Annotated in this window: 24 protein-coding genes and 1 riboswitch; of the genes, 10 read left to right on the top strand and 14 right to left on the bottom strand. The window is 39.6% G+C overall.

The genetic code is table 11. From position 1 onward, the window contains the following. Window positions 1-18: 18 nt before the first annotated feature. Complete coding sequence (locus IEX12_RS20155; RefSeq protein WP_188725777.1) at window positions 19-591, bottom strand: DUF2087 domain-containing protein; 573 nt, start codon at window positions 589-591, stop codon at window positions 19-21. 362 nt (window positions 592-953) lie between these two features. After that, a riboswitch (cobalamin riboswitch) is annotated at window positions 954-1,137 on the top strand. Window positions 1,138-1,256: 119 nt separating this feature from the next. On the opposite strand from IEX12_RS20155, the gene IEX12_RS20150 reads away from it, so the two are divergent. Continuing rightward, on the top strand, window positions 1,257-1,727 hold the full coding sequence (locus tag IEX12_RS20150) for an acyl-CoA thioesterase (protein ID WP_188725776.1): 471 nt from the start codon (window positions 1,257-1,259) through the stop codon (window positions 1,725-1,727). Window positions 1,728-1,742: 15 nt separating this feature from the next. On the opposite strand, the gene IEX12_RS20145 is transcribed toward IEX12_RS20150, so the two are convergent. Together IEX12_RS20145 and IEX12_RS20140 are read right to left on the bottom strand one after the other, a co-directional pair. Beyond that, a complete protein-coding gene (locus IEX12_RS20145; protein WP_188725775.1) occupies window positions 1,743-2,201 on the bottom strand; it encodes a YaiI/YqxD family protein in 459 nt (152 codons plus the stop codon). A gap of 105 nt (window positions 2,202-2,306) precedes the next feature. Beyond that, window positions 2,307-2,540, bottom strand: a complete 234-nt coding sequence (locus IEX12_RS20140) for a hypothetical protein (protein WP_088051304.1) — start codon at window positions 2,538-2,540, stop codon at window positions 2,307-2,309. Between the two features lie 819 nt (window positions 2,541-3,359). Here IEX12_RS20140 and IEX12_RS20135 point away from each other — a divergent pair. The 3 genes from IEX12_RS20135 (at window position 3,360) to IEX12_RS20125 (ending at window position 5,581) form a co-directional block, all read left to right on the top strand. Further along, window positions 3,360-4,400 carry an FUSC family protein gene (locus tag IEX12_RS20135; RefSeq protein WP_188725774.1) on the top strand — a complete coding sequence of 347 codons (1,041 nt, stop codon included), beginning with the start codon at window positions 3,360-3,362 and terminating at the stop codon, window positions 4,398-4,400. A gap of 144 nt (window positions 4,401-4,544) precedes the next feature. Beyond that, window positions 4,545-5,051: a GNAT family N-acetyltransferase gene (locus tag IEX12_RS20130; RefSeq protein WP_188725773.1), complete on the top strand. Its 507-nt coding sequence runs from the start codon at window positions 4,545-4,547 to the stop codon at window positions 5,049-5,051. A 23-nt stretch (window positions 5,052-5,074) separates the two neighbouring features. Then, window positions 5,075-5,581 carry a GNAT family N-acetyltransferase gene (locus tag IEX12_RS20125; RefSeq protein WP_188725772.1) on the top strand — a complete coding sequence of 169 codons (507 nt, stop codon included), beginning with the start codon at window positions 5,075-5,077 and terminating at the stop codon, window positions 5,579-5,581. A 44-nt stretch (window positions 5,582-5,625) separates the two neighbouring features. Here the strand turns inward: IEX12_RS20125 and IEX12_RS20120 are convergent, their stop codons facing one another. From IEX12_RS20120 to IEX12_RS20110, 3 genes are read right to left on the bottom strand one after another with little or no spacing between them, the layout of a single operon-like run. Continuing rightward, window positions 5,626-6,231 (bottom strand): alpha/beta hydrolase, encoded by a 606-nt coding sequence (locus IEX12_RS20120; RefSeq protein ID WP_188725771.1) that lies wholly within the window; start codon window positions 6,229-6,231, stop codon window positions 5,626-5,628. Window positions 6,232-6,256: 25 nt separating this feature from the next. Then, window positions 6,257-7,192, bottom strand: coding sequence for a ring-cleaving dioxygenase (locus IEX12_RS20115; protein ID WP_088051297.1), 936 nt, complete (start codon window positions 7,190-7,192; stop codon window positions 6,257-6,259). 15 nt (window positions 7,193-7,207) lie between these two features. Further along, window positions 7,208-7,639: a MarR family winged helix-turn-helix transcriptional regulator gene (locus IEX12_RS20110; RefSeq protein ID WP_102416048.1), complete on the bottom strand. Its 432-nt coding sequence runs from the start codon at window positions 7,637-7,639 to the stop codon at window positions 7,208-7,210. A gap of 135 nt (window positions 7,640-7,774) precedes the next feature. Here IEX12_RS20110 and IEX12_RS20105 point away from each other — a divergent pair, with 135 nt between their 5' ends. Then, complete coding sequence (locus tag IEX12_RS20105) at window positions 7,775-8,029, top strand: group-specific protein (RefSeq protein WP_250889783.1); 255 nt, start codon at window positions 7,775-7,777, stop codon at window positions 8,027-8,029. Between the two features lie 8 nt (window positions 8,030-8,037). Here IEX12_RS20105 and IEX12_RS20100 read toward each other — a convergent pair whose 3' ends face one another. Next, entirely contained in the window at window positions 8,038-8,589 is a 552-nt protein-coding gene (locus IEX12_RS20100) for a hypothetical protein (RefSeq protein ID WP_088051295.1), read from the bottom strand. Between the two features lie 346 nt (window positions 8,590-8,935). Here IEX12_RS20100 and IEX12_RS20095 point away from each other — a divergent pair, with 346 nt between their 5' ends. Together IEX12_RS20095 and IEX12_RS20090 are read left to right on the top strand one after the other, a co-directional pair. Beyond that, on the top strand, window positions 8,936-9,076 hold the full coding sequence (locus IEX12_RS20095) for a hypothetical protein (RefSeq protein ID WP_188725770.1): 141 nt from the start codon (window positions 8,936-8,938) through the stop codon (window positions 9,074-9,076). A 2-nt stretch (window positions 9,077-9,078) separates the two neighbouring features. Continuing rightward, complete coding sequence (locus tag IEX12_RS20090) at window positions 9,079-9,237, top strand: hypothetical protein (RefSeq protein WP_155555454.1); 159 nt, start codon at window positions 9,079-9,081, stop codon at window positions 9,235-9,237. 115 nt (window positions 9,238-9,352) lie between these two features. On the opposite strand, the gene IEX12_RS20085 is transcribed toward IEX12_RS20090, so the two are convergent. Further along, window positions 9,353-11,467 carry an MMPL family transporter gene (locus IEX12_RS20085; protein ID WP_155555455.1) on the bottom strand — a complete coding sequence of 705 codons (2,115 nt, stop codon included), beginning with the start codon at window positions 11,465-11,467 and terminating at the stop codon, window positions 9,353-9,355. 106 nt (window positions 11,468-11,573) lie between these two features. Further along, window positions 11,574-12,152 carry a TetR/AcrR family transcriptional regulator gene (locus IEX12_RS20080; protein ID WP_088051293.1) on the bottom strand — a complete coding sequence of 193 codons (579 nt, stop codon included), beginning with the start codon at window positions 12,150-12,152 and terminating at the stop codon, window positions 11,574-11,576. A gap of 454 nt (window positions 12,153-12,606) precedes the next feature. Between IEX12_RS20080 and IEX12_RS20075 the strand changes: the two genes are divergently transcribed. Next, a complete protein-coding gene (locus IEX12_RS20075; RefSeq protein WP_088051292.1) occupies window positions 12,607-13,803 on the top strand; it encodes a class I SAM-dependent rRNA methyltransferase in 1,197 nt (398 codons plus the stop codon). Window positions 13,804-14,058: 255 nt separating this feature from the next. On the opposite strand, the gene thrB is transcribed toward IEX12_RS20075, so the two are convergent. The 5 genes from thrB to IEX12_RS20050 all read right to left on the bottom strand — a co-directional run bounded on the left by thrB (window position 14,059) and on the right by IEX12_RS20050 (window position 19,484). Further along, window positions 14,059-14,958 carry a homoserine kinase gene (gene thrB, locus IEX12_RS20070; protein ID WP_088051291.1) on the bottom strand — a complete coding sequence of 300 codons (900 nt, stop codon included), beginning with the start codon at window positions 14,956-14,958 and terminating at the stop codon, window positions 14,059-14,061. Beyond that, window positions 14,955-16,016, bottom strand: coding sequence for a threonine synthase (gene thrC / locus IEX12_RS20065; protein ID WP_088051290.1), 1,062 nt, complete (start codon window positions 16,014-16,016; stop codon window positions 14,955-14,957). Before thrC ends, thrB begins: the two co-directional genes overlap by 4 nt. Continuing rightward, window positions 16,013-17,314, bottom strand: coding sequence for a homoserine dehydrogenase (locus IEX12_RS20060; RefSeq protein WP_088051289.1), 1,302 nt, complete (start codon window positions 17,312-17,314; stop codon window positions 16,013-16,015). The genes thrC and IEX12_RS20060 overlap by 4 nt, the downstream gene beginning before the upstream one ends. A gap of 479 nt (window positions 17,315-17,793) precedes the next feature. Then, window positions 17,794-18,090 (bottom strand): DNA-binding protein, encoded by a 297-nt coding sequence (locus IEX12_RS20055; RefSeq protein WP_188725769.1) that lies wholly within the window; start codon window positions 18,088-18,090, stop codon window positions 17,794-17,796. A gap of 221 nt (window positions 18,091-18,311) precedes the next feature. Beyond that, the gene (locus tag IEX12_RS20050) at window positions 18,312-19,484 is read right to left on the bottom strand and encodes an MFS transporter (protein WP_088051287.1); all 1,173 of its coding nucleotides are present in this window, start codon (window positions 19,482-19,484) and stop codon (window positions 18,312-18,314) included. Between the two features lie 157 nt (window positions 19,485-19,641). Between IEX12_RS20050 and IEX12_RS20045 the strand changes: the two genes are divergently transcribed. Both IEX12_RS20045 and IEX12_RS20040 read left to right on the top strand, forming a co-directional pair. Then, window positions 19,642-20,040: a GntR family transcriptional regulator gene (locus tag IEX12_RS20045; protein ID WP_088051286.1), complete on the top strand. Its 399-nt coding sequence runs from the start codon at window positions 19,642-19,644 to the stop codon at window positions 20,038-20,040. Beyond that, window positions 20,037-21,143, top strand: a complete 1,107-nt coding sequence (locus tag IEX12_RS20040; protein ID WP_088051285.1) for a DUF1648 domain-containing protein — start codon at window positions 20,037-20,039, stop codon at window positions 21,141-21,143. The genes IEX12_RS20045 and IEX12_RS20040 overlap by 4 nt, the downstream gene beginning before the upstream one ends. Window positions 21,144-21,436: the final 293 nt, after the last annotated feature.

Here is a 21,436-nt window from a genome sequence, read left to right as displayed (position 1 = left end):
TGTAAAAAAATTAGCTGACTAAATCAGCCATATTTCTTCAGGGTTTAATTCGTACTGGCCATTTTGTCTATTCATAAACTGGCACATGATAAATTCCCTGCGAATGGTTGCATAATCATCATGAAATTGCTTAATGTGCTCATTTATTTCCTTTTCACTGTATGTTTTGCCTTTTTCCAGGCCTTGTACCAGGTGTTCCAAAATGATTAGTTTTTTCTTGCGCTGGGCGGGAATCGTTTTTAACTTCCCATTATCGTCAAAGAAGTTTTTGACGACATTATACTTTTCTTTATCATCAACCTGAAAAGGCTCCATTTCTTTTTCTCCCCCAATCTTAAGAATTGCCTGCGCTAAAAATGCTAATTTCTTTTCATTCAAATGAAAGTAGATCGTATTTTTGTCGCGCCTTTGATAAATGACATCAATTTCCCGAAGCTTGGTAATATGGTATGAAATCGTTGGTGGCGTTAAACCGAGTTTACCAGCAATGGCCTGCCCATGGAGTGGTCCATCTTTTAACAAGGCAATAATTTGAATGCGCGTTTTGTCGCCAATGGTTTTATGAAAATTTACAATTCGATCAAGCTGCATTTAGGAAACCTCCAGTTGATTTATCTAATTAGATTATAATCTAATTAGATAAATATAACAATAGTTTATGTGGAATTTCTGAAAATAAGTGATTAGAATAAGTGGTGATGGATTCCGGGAAAGCTTCCGGATTAAAGGATAATCCTAATGGTCGCGGCTCAAAGACCCAAATTCAGCACATCTTGTTCCCCGCTCACTTCGGTAATGAACTGCAGAACATCAATGGAAAAAGGATAACACATCAACGTAAAAGTGCAAATCATCGATTGAGAACTGTCAAACATCACGTAAAAATGCAAGTTATGGAATTGTTCCGTGAAAATCACTATCTTACTAAAAAAGGTGATATAATCAAGAAAATGGAATACTTTTTGCCTTATGGTGACTTGTGTTGCAAGTTGAAAAGGGAAGCTGGTGAAATTCCAGCGCGGTCCCGCCACTGTAATGAGGAGAATCCTTTGATTACCACTGTTTCAGATGAGAAACGGGAAGGGAAGAGATTTGTCGATTCTAAGCCAGGAGACCTGCCATGGGGAAGAGCATTCAATCCTACGGGAAATAGGAGGGTGTTGCGCTTTCTGATTTTATGTATCTTTATTTTTTGTGCGCATTTTTAACATCTTTCTATTGGAAGGTGTTTTTCATTTTTAAAGGAGGATATAAATGTGGAAAAAGTAGCTATACAGGATTCTAAAACTATTCAAACCCGTTTAGTACTTCCGCCAGATACCAATCACTTGGATACGATGTTTGGTGGAAAAGTACTGGCTTATATCGATGAAATTGCTGCATTAACAGCGATGAAACATGCCAAAAGTGCTGTGGTTACGGCGTCTATTGATTCCGTTGATTTTCTTTCTGCGGCCAAGGTTGGGGATTCCTTGATGTTAGAAGCATTTGTTACCTATACTGGGACAAGCTCGATGGAGGTTTATGTAAAAGTTACAGCACATGATTTAATTAAAAATGAGGAAAGACTTACAACTGAATCTTTTCTTACCATGGTTGCTGTTGACCAGGAAGGAAAGCCAATTGCGGTTCCGAAAGTTTATCCTGAAACAGAGGAAGAAAAAAGATTATACCGTACAGCGCCATCAAGAAAGGAGAATAGAGAAAAACGGGCAAAGATACGCTGATTCGAAATAACTGAATCAGCGGAAGGATTCTCTATTCCGCTCAATAATTTGCTTGAGCAATTTACAGAATTTATTTTCGTCCCCTGCTGTAAATGCTTTGGGTCCTTTCGTTCGTTTTCCGCCTTTTCTGGCCATAGCACTTTCATAACGTGTTTGCAGGAGTTGATCAATGTTGTCGTTCGTATAGGCAAATCCCTTATGGTGCAGAACAATACATCCTTTAGCTAACCCTAGCGAGGCGAGGCCGTAATCCTGTGTGATAATGATGTCGTTTTTCTGTGCCAATTTCATGATCCGGTAATCAGCAGCGTCAGCGCCAGTGTCGACATAGATCGTTTCGACCCCTTGCGCTTCTTGAGTATTCGAAAAGTGGGCAAAGCTTTTTACGAGAACGACAGGGATATTCTCAGCTTTTGCGATGGAAATGGTTGCTTCTTTTACTGGGCAGGCATCGGCATCGATATAAACTTTCATTAAGTTCTCTCCTGTATGGTTTGTTATTGATAATGATAGCAGAAATTGCGTCGAAGCTCTAGGCATTAAGTACTTGGTGTTTTGCTTAATTCTTTGAATAACGGCTTATTTTTGACTTTTATTTTTATGTTTTTCTTTTAATTTGATCTGGGCTATCCAGTCATCGATTTGTTTCTTTGTCCAGCCGGCTTTTTTTCCAATCATAACAACGGGATCAGGTAATTTATTCCGGCTTTTGTAGACAGATAACTCTCGTGTACTGTATTCTATCCCCTCTTCTTTGGCAAAATCAGAAATTTCCTTTAGACCATAGTATTGCTCTGGTTTTTTAGCTACCATAAAATCACACCTCTATTACAATTTTTATCTTTTTAGTTGCTTCTTCTTTTTGTTTTATAAATAATGGTTAAGGTTGTACAGCTGATGAGGATTGAAGCAATTGAAATGATGAAAGTAGCCGTTTGCATCAGATAACCTCCTTGACAATTTTATTATATTGAGGGTATGATATGAATATAATAGTGGTGAGGAGAGGGGTTTCCCCCTGACCTCAATGGTTGTTATTAGAATCCTTTTCCGGTTGGGACGGCGAAGGATTCTTTTCTTTTCGGCTATATAGGTTACGGTACGTTGTTACAATTTCAGTAACAAGCCCAACGACTGACGCAGCCAGGCCTATTATGGCCGTTAGAAGTAAAATCATCTCCACTATTTTTCACCCCCCTTCATAAAGGGGTAGGGCACTTATCATACCCTCTATATAAACATAACCAATTACGTTGACTAAATCAACAATGAATTGTTAGAAAAAAATTAACGATATTTTAAATAAGCGTGCAGTCTGTTCGTACCAAACTGCACGCTTATTTAGTTGTTTGTTATTTTACTACTTAGGTTTATTCTCTTTATCAAGCCATGCTGCCCCCCTTTGCTGGGCGCTGGAGCCGGACGTGGCTGTCGCAGAAAGTGACATTAACGCAGCCTAAATTTTTATACTTTGCTATAACTTTAAAAAGTTACGTTATTGATTAAAATTTGTTCTCCAGGAACCAGAAGTAATTGCACTGCTAAAATGGTTAAGAAGTGGTACTATGATAGATAATTATAGTACAGTATCAATTAGAGGACTCTTCGGGTTTAATTAGGGGGAAATATAAAGTGAACTTTCATATTGGCCCAAGGATGATGAAAACTGGCTTGGCTGTTACGTTGGCGATAGTGATAACAGAGGTATTGAATTTTGAGTTTGGCTTGGTCGCTGTTATAACAGCAGTAGTTGCAATGCAGCCCTCGATCATGCGCTCTGTTACGTATATTAAAGAGACGGCTCTTTCCACACTTATCGGGATCATATTTGCGCTTGCTGGAGCATACACCCTTGGTTTACACCCTGCCGCTATCGGGGTAACCGTTATCCTTGCGATTGCGGTCAACATCAAATTGGGTTGGGTGAAAACAGTTAACATAACGATTATAACAATCTCGATCATCATGCTTTCCGGGGATGAAGGTATTCACTTAACGAATCTGATCGAGCGGTTGTCATTGATTTTTATCGGTATTTCGTCTGCTTTTTTGATTAACGCGTTTATTTTTCCCCCAAATCATCCGAAACTTCTTTACGATATGATCAAAAAGTCATTGGATAAAACGAGCTTTTTACTTCAGGTTATTCCCAATAAGACAATGAAAGTAAGGGAGTTGAAAAAAAGGAAAGATGAATTGGAAAAGGATATCAAGGAAATAAACAATTATCTCGACATTATCATCGACGAAAAAAGCAGGATGTTTATTCGAAACAGATACCATTTCATGCGTGATATTGTCATTTTTAAACAGATGCTTAACGTGGTCGAGCTGGAATCGGAGCTAATTGAAAATCTGAAATTGAAAATAGACAACATCGAAGAAATATCACCGAACCAGTCATTCCTTGTCAAAAAACTTGTTGCGAAGATTGTTGAGTATCATGAGAACATCATTCTAACTTACGAAGATAAGGTGATTGTTCAAAAAGAGCTGCAAAAAGAAAGTTTTACCGCTATGAATTTGACGATCAATGATTTGATCAACGAGTTGCAGCAATCAGAAATCGAAAAGTGGATTGAAATTTTCCCTGTTGCAAGTAGTATTGTAAAGCTAATGGTAGAGCTTGAAAAATTAGATAAATTCATAAGAAAGCAGGAGAAGATGTTTTAGGCAGGATGCTTGCGGTCAAATAAGAAGCGAGAGCTAATCATTACAAGAACATGACTGGCTCTCACTAAAATAGTTGTTTAAAAAATGCACGTTATTGATTAAAATGATTCAATAACGTAATTTTTTTATAGTGGGGGGATCATTATGCGGTTAGCTAGACCGGCTTTAAAGTGGAAAGAGGAACACGAAAACTATGTGAGGGAATGGGGACCAGCAAGATTGGTGCCAAGCAGCTTTGATTTGGCGGGTCATGAGACTTATGAAGAATATTTAAAAGCGTTAGCAATAAGGGAAGGTGGGACTGATCGATGGCTGCCAAGCACGAATTATTTTTTAATCGATGACAACGAGCGGATTGTGGCAATGGTTGACATTCGTCATGATCTTAATGAATTTTTGCGAAATGTTGGCGGCCATATCGGATATAGTACTCGGCCATCCGAACGAAAAAAAGGTTATGCGACATTGATTCTGGCAGAGGCGTTGAAAAAATGCAAGGAATTAGGAATTGATCGTGTACTGGTAACGTGTGATGAGGATAATATCGGTTCCGCAAAGGTCGTTATAAGAAATGGCGGAATCGAGGATGAAAGTTTTGCTGATACCGATGGAACGGTAAAGCGCCGGTTTTGGATCGATAATAAAAGCTAGATAGATGAGAATAGGTGGTATAAATGGAGAATACAGTTGTATTAATGGATAAAATGCAAGAAACAGATTGGCAACAAGTTCGTGACATTTATATAGAAGGCATAGACACTGGAAATGCAACGTTTGAAAAGGAGGCTCCCACGTGGGAAGAGTGGGATAAGGGTCATATCTCGGCCGGCAGATTGGTTGTACGGGAAGGAAGAAATGTGATTGGCTGGGCCGCTTTAAGTCCAGTTTCCAGTAGATGCGCTTATGCTGGGGTTGCAGAAGTAAGCATTTATTTAAGTCAAAACAGCTGTGGGAAAGGGATAGGGAGCAAATTGTTAAAAGCATTAATAGAAGAAAGTGAAGCGAACGGTATCTGGACATTGCAATCAGGGATTTTTCCGGAAAATACGAATAGCATTCGGTTACATACGAAATTTGGATTTAAAGTAGTTGGACAAAGAGAGCGGATTGGAAAGCTAAATGGGATTTGGCGGGATGTTTCTATTCTAGAGAGAAGGAGCCGGGTTGTCGGTATTGAGTAATGAAAATCGGGAAGCCAACCATGTTTCAGGCTTCCCGATTTTCATTACTTGTTATTCCAATACCATGTTGCAGCAGCTTCAACTTCTCCATTGGTTAATTGATGCCCTTTATTTCCCCAATAAATAGTGGCATTTGCGTTTGCCTGCTCCAGTAATTTATACAGTTCTTTTGATTCATCCGACGAGCAAATCGGATCATTCATGCCAGCTGCAATAAATATATTTCTTCCAGTAAGATCCGGTAAATCGATTCCTCGTCTCGGAACCATTGGGTGATGAAGGATGGCGCCTTGTAATGCGTCCTGATAATGGAACAGTAAACTGGCTGCAATGTTAGCCCCGTTTGAATAGCCAATTGCAATGATATTGTTACGGTCAAAATGATGTTCTTCTGCAGCTTGATCTAGAAATGCAGATAATTCCTTTGTACGGAAGATTAGGTCCTCTTCATCAAATACACCTTCAGCAAGTCTCTTGAAAAACCTGGGCATGCCATTTTCCAAGACATTACCACGTACACTAAGAATACTTGCTTCTTTATCTATCTCACTGGCAAGCGGGATCAGATCCTGTTCCGTTCCCCCAGTTCCGTGAAGTAAAAGGAATGTTGGGCTGGATGGGTTGGTTCCTTTTTGAAATAAATGTATCATTTTTTTCCCCTTTCACCTAGTCCCTTCAGTCGAACTCCCGAACTTCAATTGGAATTAAGCTATTTTCTAGTTTTTGTCGGTGCACTTCATATTGAGGTGGCAGTTTCAAATTTTCTCCGAGTGATTCCGTTGACTCATCAATTGCAAAACCAGGAGAGTCAGTGGCAATTTCAAATAAAATTTCGCCATGCTCTCTAAAGTAAACGGAATGGAAGTAGTTTCTATCCTTTACTGGTGTAACTCCATACCCGTGTTTTTGCAGATATTGTTGCCAATCTGACTGATCGGCATCATCTTCAGCGCGCCAGGCAATATGATGAACGGTGCCTACTCCCATTGTGCCGCGACCAATTGATGTTGTTTTGATATCGATAATATTTCCGATGTCACTGTATGCGGCCAAGCGGATAATATCGCCTTCTTCACCAACTTTTCTTAAGCCCATTCCTTCTTCCAGTAATTGAACGGTTTTAACAGGCTCGGCAGACAGTAATGTTGCACCGCCAAATCCTTTAATTGCAACGTTCGGTGTTACCTCGCCAAACGTCCAGCTATTTTGTTCTCCTGCTTTGCGTTCTACAATCTCCAATTGCAGCCCATGTGGATCAGCGAAACTTATATACGTTTCACCAAAGCGTTCGTCCTTCGTGAAATCGATGTTGAATTTGGTAAGGCGCTTTTCCCAAAACGGCATGGCGCCAATCGGAACAGCGTAAGAGGTTACGCCTACTTGTCCATCACCGATTTTTCCTTGGCGTCCCCTGGCCCATGGGAAAAAGGTAATAATGGTACCTGGCTTTCCGGTTTCATCACCAAAATATAGATGATAGGTTCCGGGGTCATCAAAGTTTACGGTTTTTTTAACCAGTCGTAAGCCTAAAACGGCTGTGTAAAAATCAACGTTTTCCTGCGGGTGGCCAACTATCGCTGATATATGATGGATCCCTGCTGTTTTTTTCATGGATGATTCTCCTTTCTAGTCACGCTCGGCCTTCAAACCAACTTTTTTCAATACATCAATAACAGTTTGTTTTTCTTCAGGGCTTACGTCTTTAAACACTTCCTCAATAACCGCTTGGTGCTTGGGAAAAATCCGGTTCATCAATTGCTTTCCTTGATCAGTTATCTGTACGTGAACTACCCTACGATCACTTTTGCTAGGGGATCGTTTCAATAATCCTTTCTTTTGCAGCTTATCGATAACATATGTGATGGAGCCGCTGTTTATCAAAACAGCATCGCAAATTTGCTGTACCGTCAAATTCCCTTTATGGTACAATGCTTCTAAAATGGTAAACTCCGTTGTGCTAACACCATATCTTTTGATGTCTTGCTTTATTCGATCCTCAACCGATTTTGCCGATTTCATTAATACAACAAAAGTCTTTAGCGACAAGTTTTCACCCATTTCATCACTTCCACATATTTATTTTAAATTCATGTATTTTGAATTAAGAGTAATTATAGTGGATTTATGAAAAGCTGTCAACGTAAAGATTGCATCAAGGATTCCTGAATGTCTGTGTGGCAGAGTGGAGATATCATGCCAATCAAGAAAGGTGATCATATGCGAGTATGTGATATTGATCATTCTAAAACGGATGTTGTTAAAAAGCTTTCAAGTCAGAAGGCGTTTTTGTCAGCTGATCCAAGTGTACAATTACAGGAATTTCTAAATGATGATCATTCCCAGGGTACATTAAATAAGCTCTTTCATCTTTTGAAAAAGTATGACTTGGCAACAAAAAATAGCAACCACCACTCTGAATTATATTTTAAAGGAAGCTATCCTAGTTGAAGCGTTTACTATATCGCATTTTGCTGATCTGTTCCTTCTTGATTATAATCGCTAAGGTTTCCTTGGTACACTAACTGCAATCCAGGTGATTCTTGGAAATCATGTGGCGTCACAAGTGAAAGTGGCTTTGTGAAATCATAGATACCGCATTCCTGTAATACAGTTGCAACAAATTGCGAACAAAAGAAGGCGTTTTTTCTTTTTATTGGTTTCTTGACTATAATTGCAAGTAATCCTAAGAAATTGTAACGATAAAGGTGTTTCTCTTTCTCTATCTGGTGGATATAGTGCTTCATTTTTTGCATTTGCAATTCCGTAACACTATACGAAAATATAGTGCATGTAGCATTGTTATATAGCCTGTCTTGAATATTTTCTTGAACAAACCCGCCGGCAAAGGGATTTTTCACATTTTTTCTTCCAAAGCTGTAAACTTCTAATAAATCAGGGTCAAATGAAATGGATGCATGATTGTACGGTTTTTTTGTATATAACTTTATAGCTCTTGTAAATAAGGTTCCTGTATCTGTTAAAAGAATGTATACCTTATTTTCTTTCATATTAATCACCTCAAGCAATAAAACATTTTTCGAACACAAATTTATCAATAAAAATATAAGAAAAAGTTACGGAAAAGTTTTTTGAACAAGCAAATTATGCTTTACTATTTATATTAATGAGATATTGCGCATGAAATAAGCGCCCTAAGCAATATTTAATAATAGGTCCCCAGACGTATTGTTAATTTCAATACATGCTGAACCCCACCTTTACACAAGATAAATATTATTTTTCAATGCAAAGAGTGAAATAAGGGCGGTTTGATTTTAGCCAGCTTACTAGAGAGGTAGAAATGAGTGGTCCTTTATTACAAATGACCTGCAAAAGCTGGAAAAGGCAGGTATTGTGAAGAGTGAACTCGAACTATCTGATGACGGAAAAGCGATGAAGTATTATGAGCTCGTATCATGTGATTTTCAAATCAATCAGGATACGATTACCGAATCTGTAAAAACGTTGACTATAAAAGAGAAAGAGAGGAAATAAAAATGATGAATGAGGTTAATGAAGATACAGTTTTTGGTTTAGCAGGAATTGCCGCTAACACGAATAAAACCGACTTTCCTGAATACCACCTTATTTCGGATGCGACTAAAATTGAACATAAATTGAGAACAAAAAAATTAATTTACCACAACGTCCACTAGAGTAAACATACTTTATTTCATTTCCCCGATAATCCAAAATTTGGGGGCAATATGTAATTTAAAGTAGAAAAAATGCAGAGCCTGTTCCCAAAAGGGCAGACTCTACATGGAATAACTATACCTCTTCTCCTCTTTCTTTATCTTTATCTTTTTCTAATAAAACTAACAGTCCCGGCAACAACACCCCTCTAATGAGGAACGTATCCAGTAAAATTCCCACTGCTACAATAAATCCAAAAACGAACAGTAATTCAACTGGTTGTGTCATTAGGACAGCAAATGTAGAGGCAAGAATAATTCCGGCCGAGGAAATAACGCCACCTGTATTGGCAACTGCTACTTCAACAGCCTGCTTGACAGTTCGTTTTTTTCGCTCCTCGATGAACCTGGAAATGAGTATAATATTGTAATCTACGCCGAGTGCAACGAGGAAGACAAACGAATATAGCGGCACCCGATTGCTTATCGTATCAATGTCAAAGAATAAATCCATTAAAAACGTGCCCAGACCTAATGCCGCAACGAAAGATACTAAAATGGTTCCCATCATGTAGATTGGCATTTTGAACGATCGTGTTAAAAGAATTAACAGCAAAAAAATTAATATTGTTTCAAGTGAGACAATAACGATTAGATCCCGGTTATTAACCGAACGGTCATCTACGGATGCTGCAGTTTCGCCGGCAAAGTAAAGATCGCCATTCAACTTACTCTGATCAATAAGTTTTGCTGCATTACCTCGTATTCCTTCCAAGGCGTCCATTGTTTCGACTGCATATGGATTTGTCGCAAACGTCATTCTGTATGAGACGACTTTCTCATCATCTGTTACTCCGTTTACCTGAACATTATTAACTAATGGCTGTTCAGATAGTGTATGTGCCAGTTCCCGTTGTTCTTCCTGTGGTACTGCATCTTTTGCTTCGAATAAAACGGTGGTTGGCGCCAAGTCACCAGGTTCAAAACTTTTCTCTAAAATGTCATACCCCTCTCTAGAAGGCATGTCATCAGGGAAGGATTTCATCGTGTCAAATTCATAATCGATTGTTAACACATTACTTGCTGAGACAAGCAAGATAATACCGACTAACACAACAGAAACAATTGGTTTACGGGATACAAAACGACCTACCTTACTCCATAATGAGTTTGTTTTCACATGGCGATCGCCAACATGCGGAATTCTGGGCCAAAATGATTTTCTGCCGAATAAGGTGAACAAAGCAGGTACTAGTGTTATAGACGCCAGGATAACAACGATCATTGCGGTAGCAAAAATCGGTGCAAAGTTCCGGTAATCGCCAAACTGTGCAAAAAACAATACAAGCATGGCAGCCAATACCGTTCCACCAGAGAAAAATACCGGTACACCAGACCCACGCATTGCCTGTTTCATCGCATCAAATTTACTATTATGTTCCTTCAGTTCTTCCCTGAAACGCGCCAGAACAAACAACGAATAGTCTGTAATGGATGCGAACAAAAGAATGGACATGATCGATAAAGATTGATTATCCAGCGTTAATCCGGCTTTTCCCATTAAACCTAGTACTTGATTTGTTATTTCATAAACAAAAGCTGCAGCGAATAGGGGGATTAATGCCAGTAATGGTGAACGGTAAATGACAATAAGCAATATAAGAATGATTGCAACCGTTGACAGAATAAGGACAATATCAGCCCGTGAAAACAGTTCAAGTGTGTCTGCCGAAATCCCGGCTGGCCCAGTAATATATAGCGTAAAATCAGTAGCCTCCTTGGCCAGTGTATAAACTTTTTCCAGGGAATGTTGGATTTCCTTGGAATCTAAAGATGAATCAAACGTTAACGGAATTAATGCTGTAGCGTGATCCTCTGAGAAAAAGCTTTCTGCAGCTTCAGGCGGTAATTTTTCTAAGGGAATAACACGTTTTAAACCACTAATGTTTTCTTGTTCAACATTGTTTAAAAATTTCGCGAGTTTACCTTGTTCTACCTTGCCATCTTCTGATTGAAATACTAGTAAGGCGGGAATTCCATCATTATCTGCAAAATAGTTGTCTTTCTTTTTTTGCGCAATAACGGATTGTGTATCATCCGGTAAAGAATCAATGCCGGAAACTTGAAAGTCTCTAGCTCCTGGTGCGAGCCCCGCCAGTAATACGGTCATCATGAGCCATATGGCAAGGGTAATCCACATTCCCTTTTTTGTTGCTACACGGTCTGTAATATAATGAATGGCTGACTTCATTCATTTTCTAACTCCCTTCAGGCTTAAAAGTGACACATACGTCACTTTATTGAAAATAAAAATGACACATCTGTCACCATTATTATCATGATATTTTCTGGATGTGTCAATAATTTTCTTTTAACATTCCGTGACTAAGCAGTTCTTTTACAGATTGCACCCATTCTTCTTGTGTAAGTGAAAGCTGGTTTGGAATTTCAATGGAATGAAAGATAAAGCTTAAAATTAGTTCATCAGGGATATGTGACTTTAATACATTCTCTTCTCTGCCACGCCCAATAAAGGATTCCAGATGACGGTATATTTCCCAATGAAGCTCTCCCAATTGTTCCTTTTTTGCCTTGACTTTTTCATTCTCGGTTCCCAATATCCGGTTAGCAGTTATAAGAATGTGGCGGATTTTGCTGTGGGTGAACATAATCGTCAAGAGATATTCAAACTGGGCATCAAAGTTACCATTGTGATCAAGTTGTTTTAAATCTGTAAGAAATTGGTTCATTTCAAATAGTGTATAGTCCGTAATTAATTCAACTTTATTCTCGTAGTATTTATAAATAGTGCCCCTCGATACTTGCAGGCGATCCGCTAGTATACTGAATGTGAACCCCTCGTATCCGTGGCTAAGCAGGATATCCTTTGTCGTTTGAAATAGCTCATCTTTCGAGAATTTCCGTTCACGTGCCATATCTTTCACCTCAGTATTATTATAGTGTAATCCAAATGGTTTTGCAGGGAAATACTATCCGAAAGTACAGTCTATCCTTTTTCTTTTTGCTAAATCCATGTAATAATAAGAAAAGCGCAAGCGCCCGTTTAGCAACGTACAAACTGCGCCCGCGCAACGCGGGTGGTTCGGTGTTGCTGCCGGGAGCAGCGGTTTTAACCGAACAAACAACCGCAATGAGATAAAGGAAACATGCCCCTTCATAGGGGTAGACGTGAGTTGGACGCAAAGTCCGCTTTTAGTCGGCCCTCCTTTGTCAAGCGAACCGATGTAGACTTATCGTAGTGAAGGAGTGTGAAGTTTGCTTGGCTTTAGCGCTGGAGCTGGACATGGCCAACTCTGACGTAAGCAGAATAGAGCCTATATTTTTATACTTTCATTACTTTTGAAAAAAACGGATTGTTGGGATGAGATTATGGTGCAAACAGTTGATTTATTTGTAAAACAGAAACAGGCAGCAAGGTATAAAAAAGGTTATCCATTAGTACATCGAGAAGACGTATTGAATGCAGACGTACACCAAAATGAGGGAAGTATCTTCCATTTAAGAGACAAGCGACATCAATTTCTTGCAAAGGGCTACATTGGAATTCAGAACAAAGGAATTGGTTGGGTACTGTCAGACAAGCAAAATGAAAAGATTGATTTTGGATTTTTTAAACAGAAAATCGAGCAGGCCTGTAGAAAAAGGGAAAAGCTTTATAACGATCCAAATACAACCGCCTTTCGTGTTTTTAATGGAGAAGGGGACGGGATTGGCGGACTAACGATTGATTATTTTTCCGGTTACTATTTAATCAATTGGTATAGTGAAGGGATTTATTCATTTAAAGAGCGCGTTATTCTCGCCTTGGATGCGTTAGGAGAATACAAAGCGATATATCAAAAAAAGCGATTTGACACAAATGGGAAATATATCGATGATGATGATTTTGTCAAGGGCGAGCGCAGTGAATTCCCAATCATTATCAAAGAAAACGGAATGAATTATGCTGTTTACTTGAATGACGGGGCGATGGTTGGTATTTTTCTGGATCAGCGTGAAGTAAGAAGAGTCATTCGGGATAAATATGCAAAAGGAAAAAATGTATTGAACACATTTTCCTATACTGGTGCATTTTCGATAGCCGCCGCTGTTGGCGGGGCGTTAAAAACGACAAGTGTGGACTTGGCAAAACGCAGCAAGGGTAAAACCATCGAACAATTCAGTGTAAATGGTATTGATTTTGAACAGCAGGATATTATTGTAATGGATGTCTTTGATTACTTCAACTATGCAAGGAGGAAAGATTTAAAGTTTGATTTAGTGATCCTGGATCCGCCAAGTTTTGCACGCTCAAAAAAGCATACTTTTCGAGCGGCAAAGGATTATCCAGCATTAATAAAAGATACCGTTGCTATTACGGAAAAAAACGGCATTATTGTAGCTTCAACGAATAATGCAACGTTCGGGATGAAGCGGTTTAGACAATTTGTTGATAAAGCATTTAAGGAAATGAACACAAGGTACGACATTTTGGAAGCATACACCTTGCCAGAGGATTTTAAAATAAGCCCACATTATCCAGAGGGCAATTACTTAAAGGTTTTAATTATCCAGGTTACCGGATAGAGGTATTATGAAATTGGTTATCTACTAATTTCATCATGGTTCAGCTATTTCCCATGAAACTTCAGCGAATTTCGGGAAACCCCAGCACTTTTTGCTGAAACTTCAGCGATTTATCCATTCACACTGTTTTCAATGCAGTTTTGTCCATAATGTGAAAAGGGCTGCGGAAAATACCGCAGCCGTTATGGCTATAAGATAAACTATTTGAAAATGAAATCCTTGGGTGTAAAGGGGAAGCAGATGTTCACATTTTCTTTAGATTATTTCCTGTTCAACCCTTAGTCCGTTATGGTCGATATCTAATGGTTCAATCTGGTAATGGGGCAGAAATGTTTTCATTTGTTTAGAAATGGTACCGCCTTTCCCTTTAGGTACAAAGGAAATCATTGTAGGCCCAGCACCGCTTATTACTGTTCCATAAGCCCCAAATTGTTTTGCTTCCTGCTTAAGGTCGTGATAATGGGGGATGAGATCTGCGCGATAAGGCTCATGGAATAGATCGTGCTCCATCATTTTGCCTGCTAATTCATAGTCCCCTTTTAGCAGGGAAGCAATCATAAGATTACTAATGCCGCTTGCAATTGTTGCGTCTTTTCGTGAAAAATAGGCTGGGAGTGCTTTCCTCGACTTTTCTGTTTTCAGTTCTACAGCCGGAATGTATACTACGATATCAATATCCAAGTCCGGTACTTGACAATAGTCGATCACGTTATCCGTTTCAACAGAAATCACCAATCCACCAACTAATGAAGCAGCCACATTATCAGGGTGCCCCTCAATTTCGGTCGCGAGTTGCAACTTGTCCAATGATGATAAGGATAACGTACACAACTGATTGGCGAGTTCAATTCCAGCAATAACTGCGGAGGCACTGCTACCAAGTCCACGAGCTAACGGAATCTCACTGTCGATGCTTACCTTGCATGCTGGCAGTGATTTTTGGTGCCAGTTTGCTGTTTGCTTTGCAATCTGATAGATAAAATGGTCTTCATAATCAGTAAAGGAAGGAAGTAAATGGGAATGTTGTGCAAATTCCCATTTTTCCTGCCTAGTGACTTGTAATGTTAAATAACGATTTAATGCCATGCCAACGGAATCGAATCCTGGACCAATATTTGCCGAGCTTGCTGGAACGGAGAGACTAAACATATTCATCGTATGACCACATCTTCAATATAAGCCGTTACTGCATCTTCATCATTAGGCAGTGAAACAGGATCAACCTGTAACTGATCAATTGCTGTTTGCGGATCCTTTAACCCATTTCCGGTAAGGACAGCCACAACCTTGCTTCCCTGTTCGATCAATCCATTTTCACATTGCTGGATAACCCCTGCAATGGAAGCACAGGATCCTGGTTCGGCAAATATACCTTCTTTTCGTGCTACCAATTTAAAGGCGTTAAGGATTTCCGCATCGGTAACAGAACCAATTTTTCCATTTGACTCCTCTCTTGCGTTAACAGCGAGTTTCCAGCTGGCGGGATTGCCAATGCGAATAGCTGTGGCAACTGTTTCCGGTTGTTCAATTATTTTGTTTTTTACTATTGCAGATGCGCCCTCTGCCTCGAAACCAAACATTTTCGGGAGACCAGTTTGTTTCGCTTCATGAAATTCTTTAAAACCCTTCCAGTATGCACTAATGTTACCGGCGTTGCCAACTGGAATAGCAAGGATATCAGGAGCTGCGCCCAATTGTTCACAAACCTCAAATGCAGCCGTTTTTTGTCCTTCCAATCGGTACGGATTAATCGAATTGACAAGCGTAACAGGTGCATTTTCACTGACACGTTTAACCATTTTTAATGCTTCGTCAAAATTACCGTCTATTTCCACAATCTCTGCACCATACATCATCGCCTGGGCAAGTTTTCCGAGGGCAACCTTTCCTTTAGGAATTACAATGATTGCCCGCATGCCTGCTTTTGCCGCGTATGCTGCAGCTGAAGCGGATGTATTGCCAGTAGAAGCGCAAATAACGGATGTACTGCCTTCTTCGGCAGCTTTAGCGACAGCCATTACCATACCTCGATCTTTAAACGAACCGGTCGGATTGGCACCTTCTACCTTTCCGTACAGTTCTATACCCAATTGTTTGGAAAGGTGGGGAAAGTGAATAAGCGGCGTATCACCTTCCTTTAATGTAAGTGCAGGAGTATCGTTCGTTACAGGTAAGTATTCAGCATAATGTTTTAACAGTCCTGGCCAGTTCATTTTTTTCCATCTCCTTCAACACGGAATGAGCTTTCAACACTTGCCACAACATCCAGGGTGTACAGCTTGTTCATTGATTCCTGAAATGTTGCTAGGGCGGTGCGGTGTGTAATCAGAATAACCTCCGCTAATTCCGTTTTACTACGAGGTATTTGCAGGATTCGTTCAAAACTGATATCCATTTGATTAAACACGTGAGAAATTGCCGCAAAAGCTCCCACTTCATCTTTTACATGCATGCGAATATAAAATTGCCCAAACCGCTCTTCTGGTGGTGTTAGTTCTTTCTTAAAGCGTGGTGAAACAAAGCGTCTTCCGTTTACCCCCAGGCGCATATTCGTAATAACAGCAACAACATCAGACATGATGGCCGTTGCGGTTGGCAAACTCCCAGCCCCTGCTCCGTAAAACATGGTTTCTCCTACCGCTTCCCCGTTGACATAAACGGCATTGTATTCATTTTTTACTGCAGCAAGCGGATGCTGATTGGACAGAAACGTCGGCTGAACACTTACTTCCACATGCTGGTTATGAAAATTGGAGTAGCCGATCAATTTCATGGTGTAGCCCAATTGTTTTCCATATTGTAAATCAGCTAATTCCAAGTTGGCAATTCCCTTTACCTCTACATCCTCGAGCTCAACATCAGTAGAAAAAGCCAGCCTCGAAAGGATAGCCATTTTTCTTGCAGCATCTAATCCTTCTACATCTGCAGTAGGGTCGGCCTCGGCGAATCCAAGCTCCTGTGCTTCTTTCAGTGCGTCCTCATAGGTAACGCCTTCCTCATTCATTTTCGTTAGTATGTAATTGGTCGTTCCGTTTACGATCCCCATTACCTGTTGGATCCGGTCGGAAACAAGTCCATCAACTAACCCGCGTAAAATAGGAATTCCACCGGCCACACTTGCCTCATAAAACAGATCGCATTGATTCCTGCTCGCAGCCTCCTGTAACTCTTGCCCATGTAAAGCTATTAAATCTTTATTCGCTGTAACAACGTGTTTCCTTGTTGCAAAAGCTTCTAAAATATATTTTCGTGCTTCGTCGATACCACCCATAACTTCGACGATAACGTCAATTTCCGGGTTATGTAAAACATCATTCGGGTCAGTGGTGAGATATGATCGATCTACTTGTACATCACGTGTCTTTTCTAAATTACGGACCAACACACCTTTCACATCAACGCCACAGCCAAGCTGGTGTACTAACTCCTCCTGATGATCTTCAATCAGCCTAATAACACCCGATCCGACTACACCTAAACCTAATAAACCAATCGATACATTATTCTTCATTTTCTCACCCCATCGTCCAAAATCGTAATTATATATTAATAGACATTGTAAACATCACAAAAGTATATAGCAAGGGTTTTTGCATAATTATTTGAAAAATGTTGCTGAAAGGGTTTGCATTTTTGTGTGGGAATAACAAAGGAAAAGATTGGAACATCGACAGTGAAGTGAACAACATCGACAGTAAAACGGGCAATATCAACAGTAAAGCGCGAAACATCGACAGTAAAACGCACAACATCAACAGGAAACCTGCAAGCTAACTATTAACGAAACCTTTCATCCCAATTGAACGTATTTCATAATACAAATCATATTGAAATGGCAGCGGTAAAATTGAATTATGAAGTAGATGGTCTTGCCTTTGTAGGATGTTTAATTCTTGGATCGGGAATTGGGATGGTATTTGATAATATGTATGCCATCCCCTGTAAACTGCCAATATGTAATAGGTTACCATAGCTACGTAGAATATGAGATCAATCTCCCAAGTTCAGTAACCATTCACGCAATTTGGCTTTGGGATAGTAAACTCTACCATTTAATGTAATATGGGGAATATCCGGATGTTCTTCCAGTAACTTTTTTGCATCCTCCTTAGATACACCCATGAACCAATGTACTTCATTTTCTTTTAATAGTTCATGCTTGTCAAATTCATCTAAAGATTCTATGGGATTATTAGAAGATGGGTTTTTAAAATTCTTAAGGCCATCTCCAATAAAATAACCCAAAGCCGCTAATCCTAATGCCAACCAAAAAAAGTCAATATCCAATTATAAACCCCCAATCAACAGTTCAGTTACATCTTACTTGGTAATTATTTTAACATAAATACCACAAATGGGACACGATTGTTGAAAAAGACTATTTTGTAGTTATATTTCCTGAAGAAACCACATTTTTCATCGAAGAATGCGGTCCTTTAGTTCATGTACAACTATGGACAATATCCCAAATCCATTTTTACTAATTGTGTCCCACCATTTTCCCCTGCTCATGCCCGTGTCTTTTTGTATTTACGAGAGATGGGAAGTCCTTCACGCATCGAAATAAGAGCCGTACCAAGTGCGACAATAACGAGTAATCCACCGACTCCCGCATTTCGTTCAACCGATGCTTGCTCAATGACGACACCACCGATTAACGATCCGATTGCAATACCAAGGTGTAATGCGGAGTTATTCAGACTTTGCTGAATATCAGATGTATCCGGGGAGGTTTCGATAAGATAGCTTTGCATCGCAGGGGAAATAGCCCAGCTCATAGCACCCCATATGATCATAACAACAAGGAACAGCGGCAAATAAAATGTCGTATAAGGAATCGCAAAAATAGCTAAGCCAAATACAATAATAGCTGCTAAAATCGTTCGTTTTGTTCCCATTAAATCTGCCAATGTACCGCCTAAGCCACCACCACTTACCGCAGCTACACCAAAGATAAGATAAATAATGCTGATCCAGGTTCCTTCAAGCCCCATGGCCGTTTTTACGAAGGGGGTTAAATAAGCATAAAGGGTTGTGTGCCCCGCCATAAACAAAAATGTTGTTGCTTGGGCAAAGAATATCTTTCGGTCTTTTAACGTAGCAAGTTGTTTTTTAATTGGGATCGACGGTCTTGGTTCCACTCTCCCCATAAAGAAATAGACAGCAGCTATTGATAGTGCAGTTAACATGCTGATGAGTATAAAGGGTGCCCGCCAATTGAAGAGGTTACCTAACATTAACCCAATAGGAATGCCTAATACGAGTGAAGCACTGACACCCATAGAAACAATGCCGATTGCCCGTCCGCGATACTTTGGATCAACAATACTCGGAGCCATTGTCAAACATAAGATGATCAATAACGCTCCACTAATTGCTGAAACAACGCGCCCGGTAAACAGTATGCCATACGAAGGGCTGAAAACAGTGATCATATTGCCCAGCAAAAATATCACTAAAGAAATTAAAGTTAAACGTTTCCTTTCGATTCTGGCGGTTAAAATTAATAGAATTGGTGCAGCAATGGCAAAAATCAGTGAAAATATCGTAATTAAAAACCCTGCCTGCCCAAGGCTGACATGTAAATCTGCTGCAATTAAATCCAATATTCCACCTATGATTAACTCAACCATTCCAACAACAAATGAAATGATCATTAAAAAATAAACACGTTTATCCATTTCCAAGCTTCCTCTCTGTTGTATACCATTACAATCATAATTTTTAATGGGATGAAAAACAAGAGCAATATTTCGAGCACCAAATTTTCAGTTGACAACATGTGATAACTGTTATACTATAAATATAACAGTTATCACATGAAAGGTGTGATTCGATATGCTTATAAATTTGGATTTTGAAGCAAACGAACCAATCTATACGCAATTAAAGCATCAGATTATTGTCGGAATTGCGAAAAAGGAGCTTGTTCCGGGGGAGGGGCTTCCATCTGTCCGGGCTATGGCAGCAGATATCGGTATTAATCTTCATACGGTAAACAAGGCATATCAGCAGTTAAAACGGGAGGGGTTTATTCAGATTCACCGGCAAAAGGGTGTAGTAGTAAATCCTGACGGTGTACCACAGGCTGGCGAGGATCACCGAACCAATCTTAAAAAGACATTACACCCATTAATTGCCGAATCTGTCTGCCGGGGAATCGGTGAATTGGAATTTATTCAATTTTGCCAGGAACTTTTTAAGGAATTTAACGGAGGAAAGGGTGAAGGGAAATGAATATGGGGATTTTCTTGCTCGTTGCCATTATGGTACCAGTTTTTATATTGCTGATGTTTACTCCCTATTGGACAAGAAAAACGGAAAGCTTTGGTGTATCGATTCCGGAAGATATTTATCACACACCGGAAATAAAGGCAATGCGCAAACAATATGTATGGGCGGTGGGCATGCTCAGTGCAGTTGTAATGGGTACCTTTTTGCTACTGTCGGAGGCGTTTGTACAAAGTGAGGATATGCTTGGTATTGTGTTCAGTATCATCATTGTTGCCTATATGATCGTGGGGTTTTTAATTTATTTACATTTTCATAGTAAAATGAAGGCACGTAAAAAAGAAGCAAACTGGTCAGAAGAAAAATCCCAGCTCGTTGTAATTGATACAAGGTTCCGTAAAGAAAAGCTTACGTATTCCAATCTCTGGTTTTTACTGCCATTCGCAATTGCAATTGGTACAATGGTCATTACGCTAAATGCTTATGAACTGATTCCGGAAAAGATTCCAATGCAGTATAACTTTTCCGGGGAAGTTACGAATTATGCAAATAAGTCTTACCGTTCTGTACTTCTTACGCCAATCATGCAAGTATATTTAACATTGCTCTTCTTACTAATAAACACAATTATCGGCAGGGCCAAACAACAGGTAAGTGCTAATAACCCTGAAAAGTCAATGCAGCAAAATATTATATTCAGAAGAAGATGGTCAGCATTTAATATTATTACTGGCATGGCGTTAACCTTGATGCTCTCTTTAACACAGCTTTCCTATATCTATCCAATCAATCAACAAATATTGACGATTATGCCGCTTATCTTTTCATTCGGTATTGTATTAGGAGCCATTGTCTTAGTTGTCACAACCGGCCAAGGTGGAAGCCGAGTGAAAGTGAGCAAAGGGGAAAATGGAAGTATCATTGATCGTGATGATGATAAGTATTGGAAGATGGGACAATTTTATTTTAATAAAAATGATCCGGCACTATTTTTGGAAAAACGATTCGGCGTTGGCTGGACCAATAATTGGGCACATCCGCTATCATGGATTATCTTGCTCGTTATAATTGGGATAGCAGCTGGGTTGCCGATATTGCTAGGCGGTTAGAATAATAGAAAAAAGGATGTTTCCATGAAAAAACGATTAGGTGTAGTGAGAAGATGGAAGAAAATAAAGATAAACCGAAAGAGGTGGATTCGTTGACTGTTTTAACTGCCTTCCGAAAGAAGTCTCCCTCTTCAAGCTTGTTACTGGCAACCCCTAAAGGCTAAGGGGGAGATGAATTTCGGTTTGCTTTAGTAAAATGCTTGCAAACCCCAAACGCATGATCCATAATAGGGTTAGGAGGTGCATTCATGTTACTGAATCAAAAATATGAAATTTTCCCTTCATCTGAACAA

The sequence above is a fragment of the Lentibacillus populi genome (assembly GCA_014642895.1).
Lineage (GTDB): Bacteria > Bacillota > Bacilli > Bacillales > Amphibacillaceae > Lentibacillus_C > Lentibacillus_C populi.
This window is presented reverse-complemented; position numbering and strand designations above follow the sequence as displayed.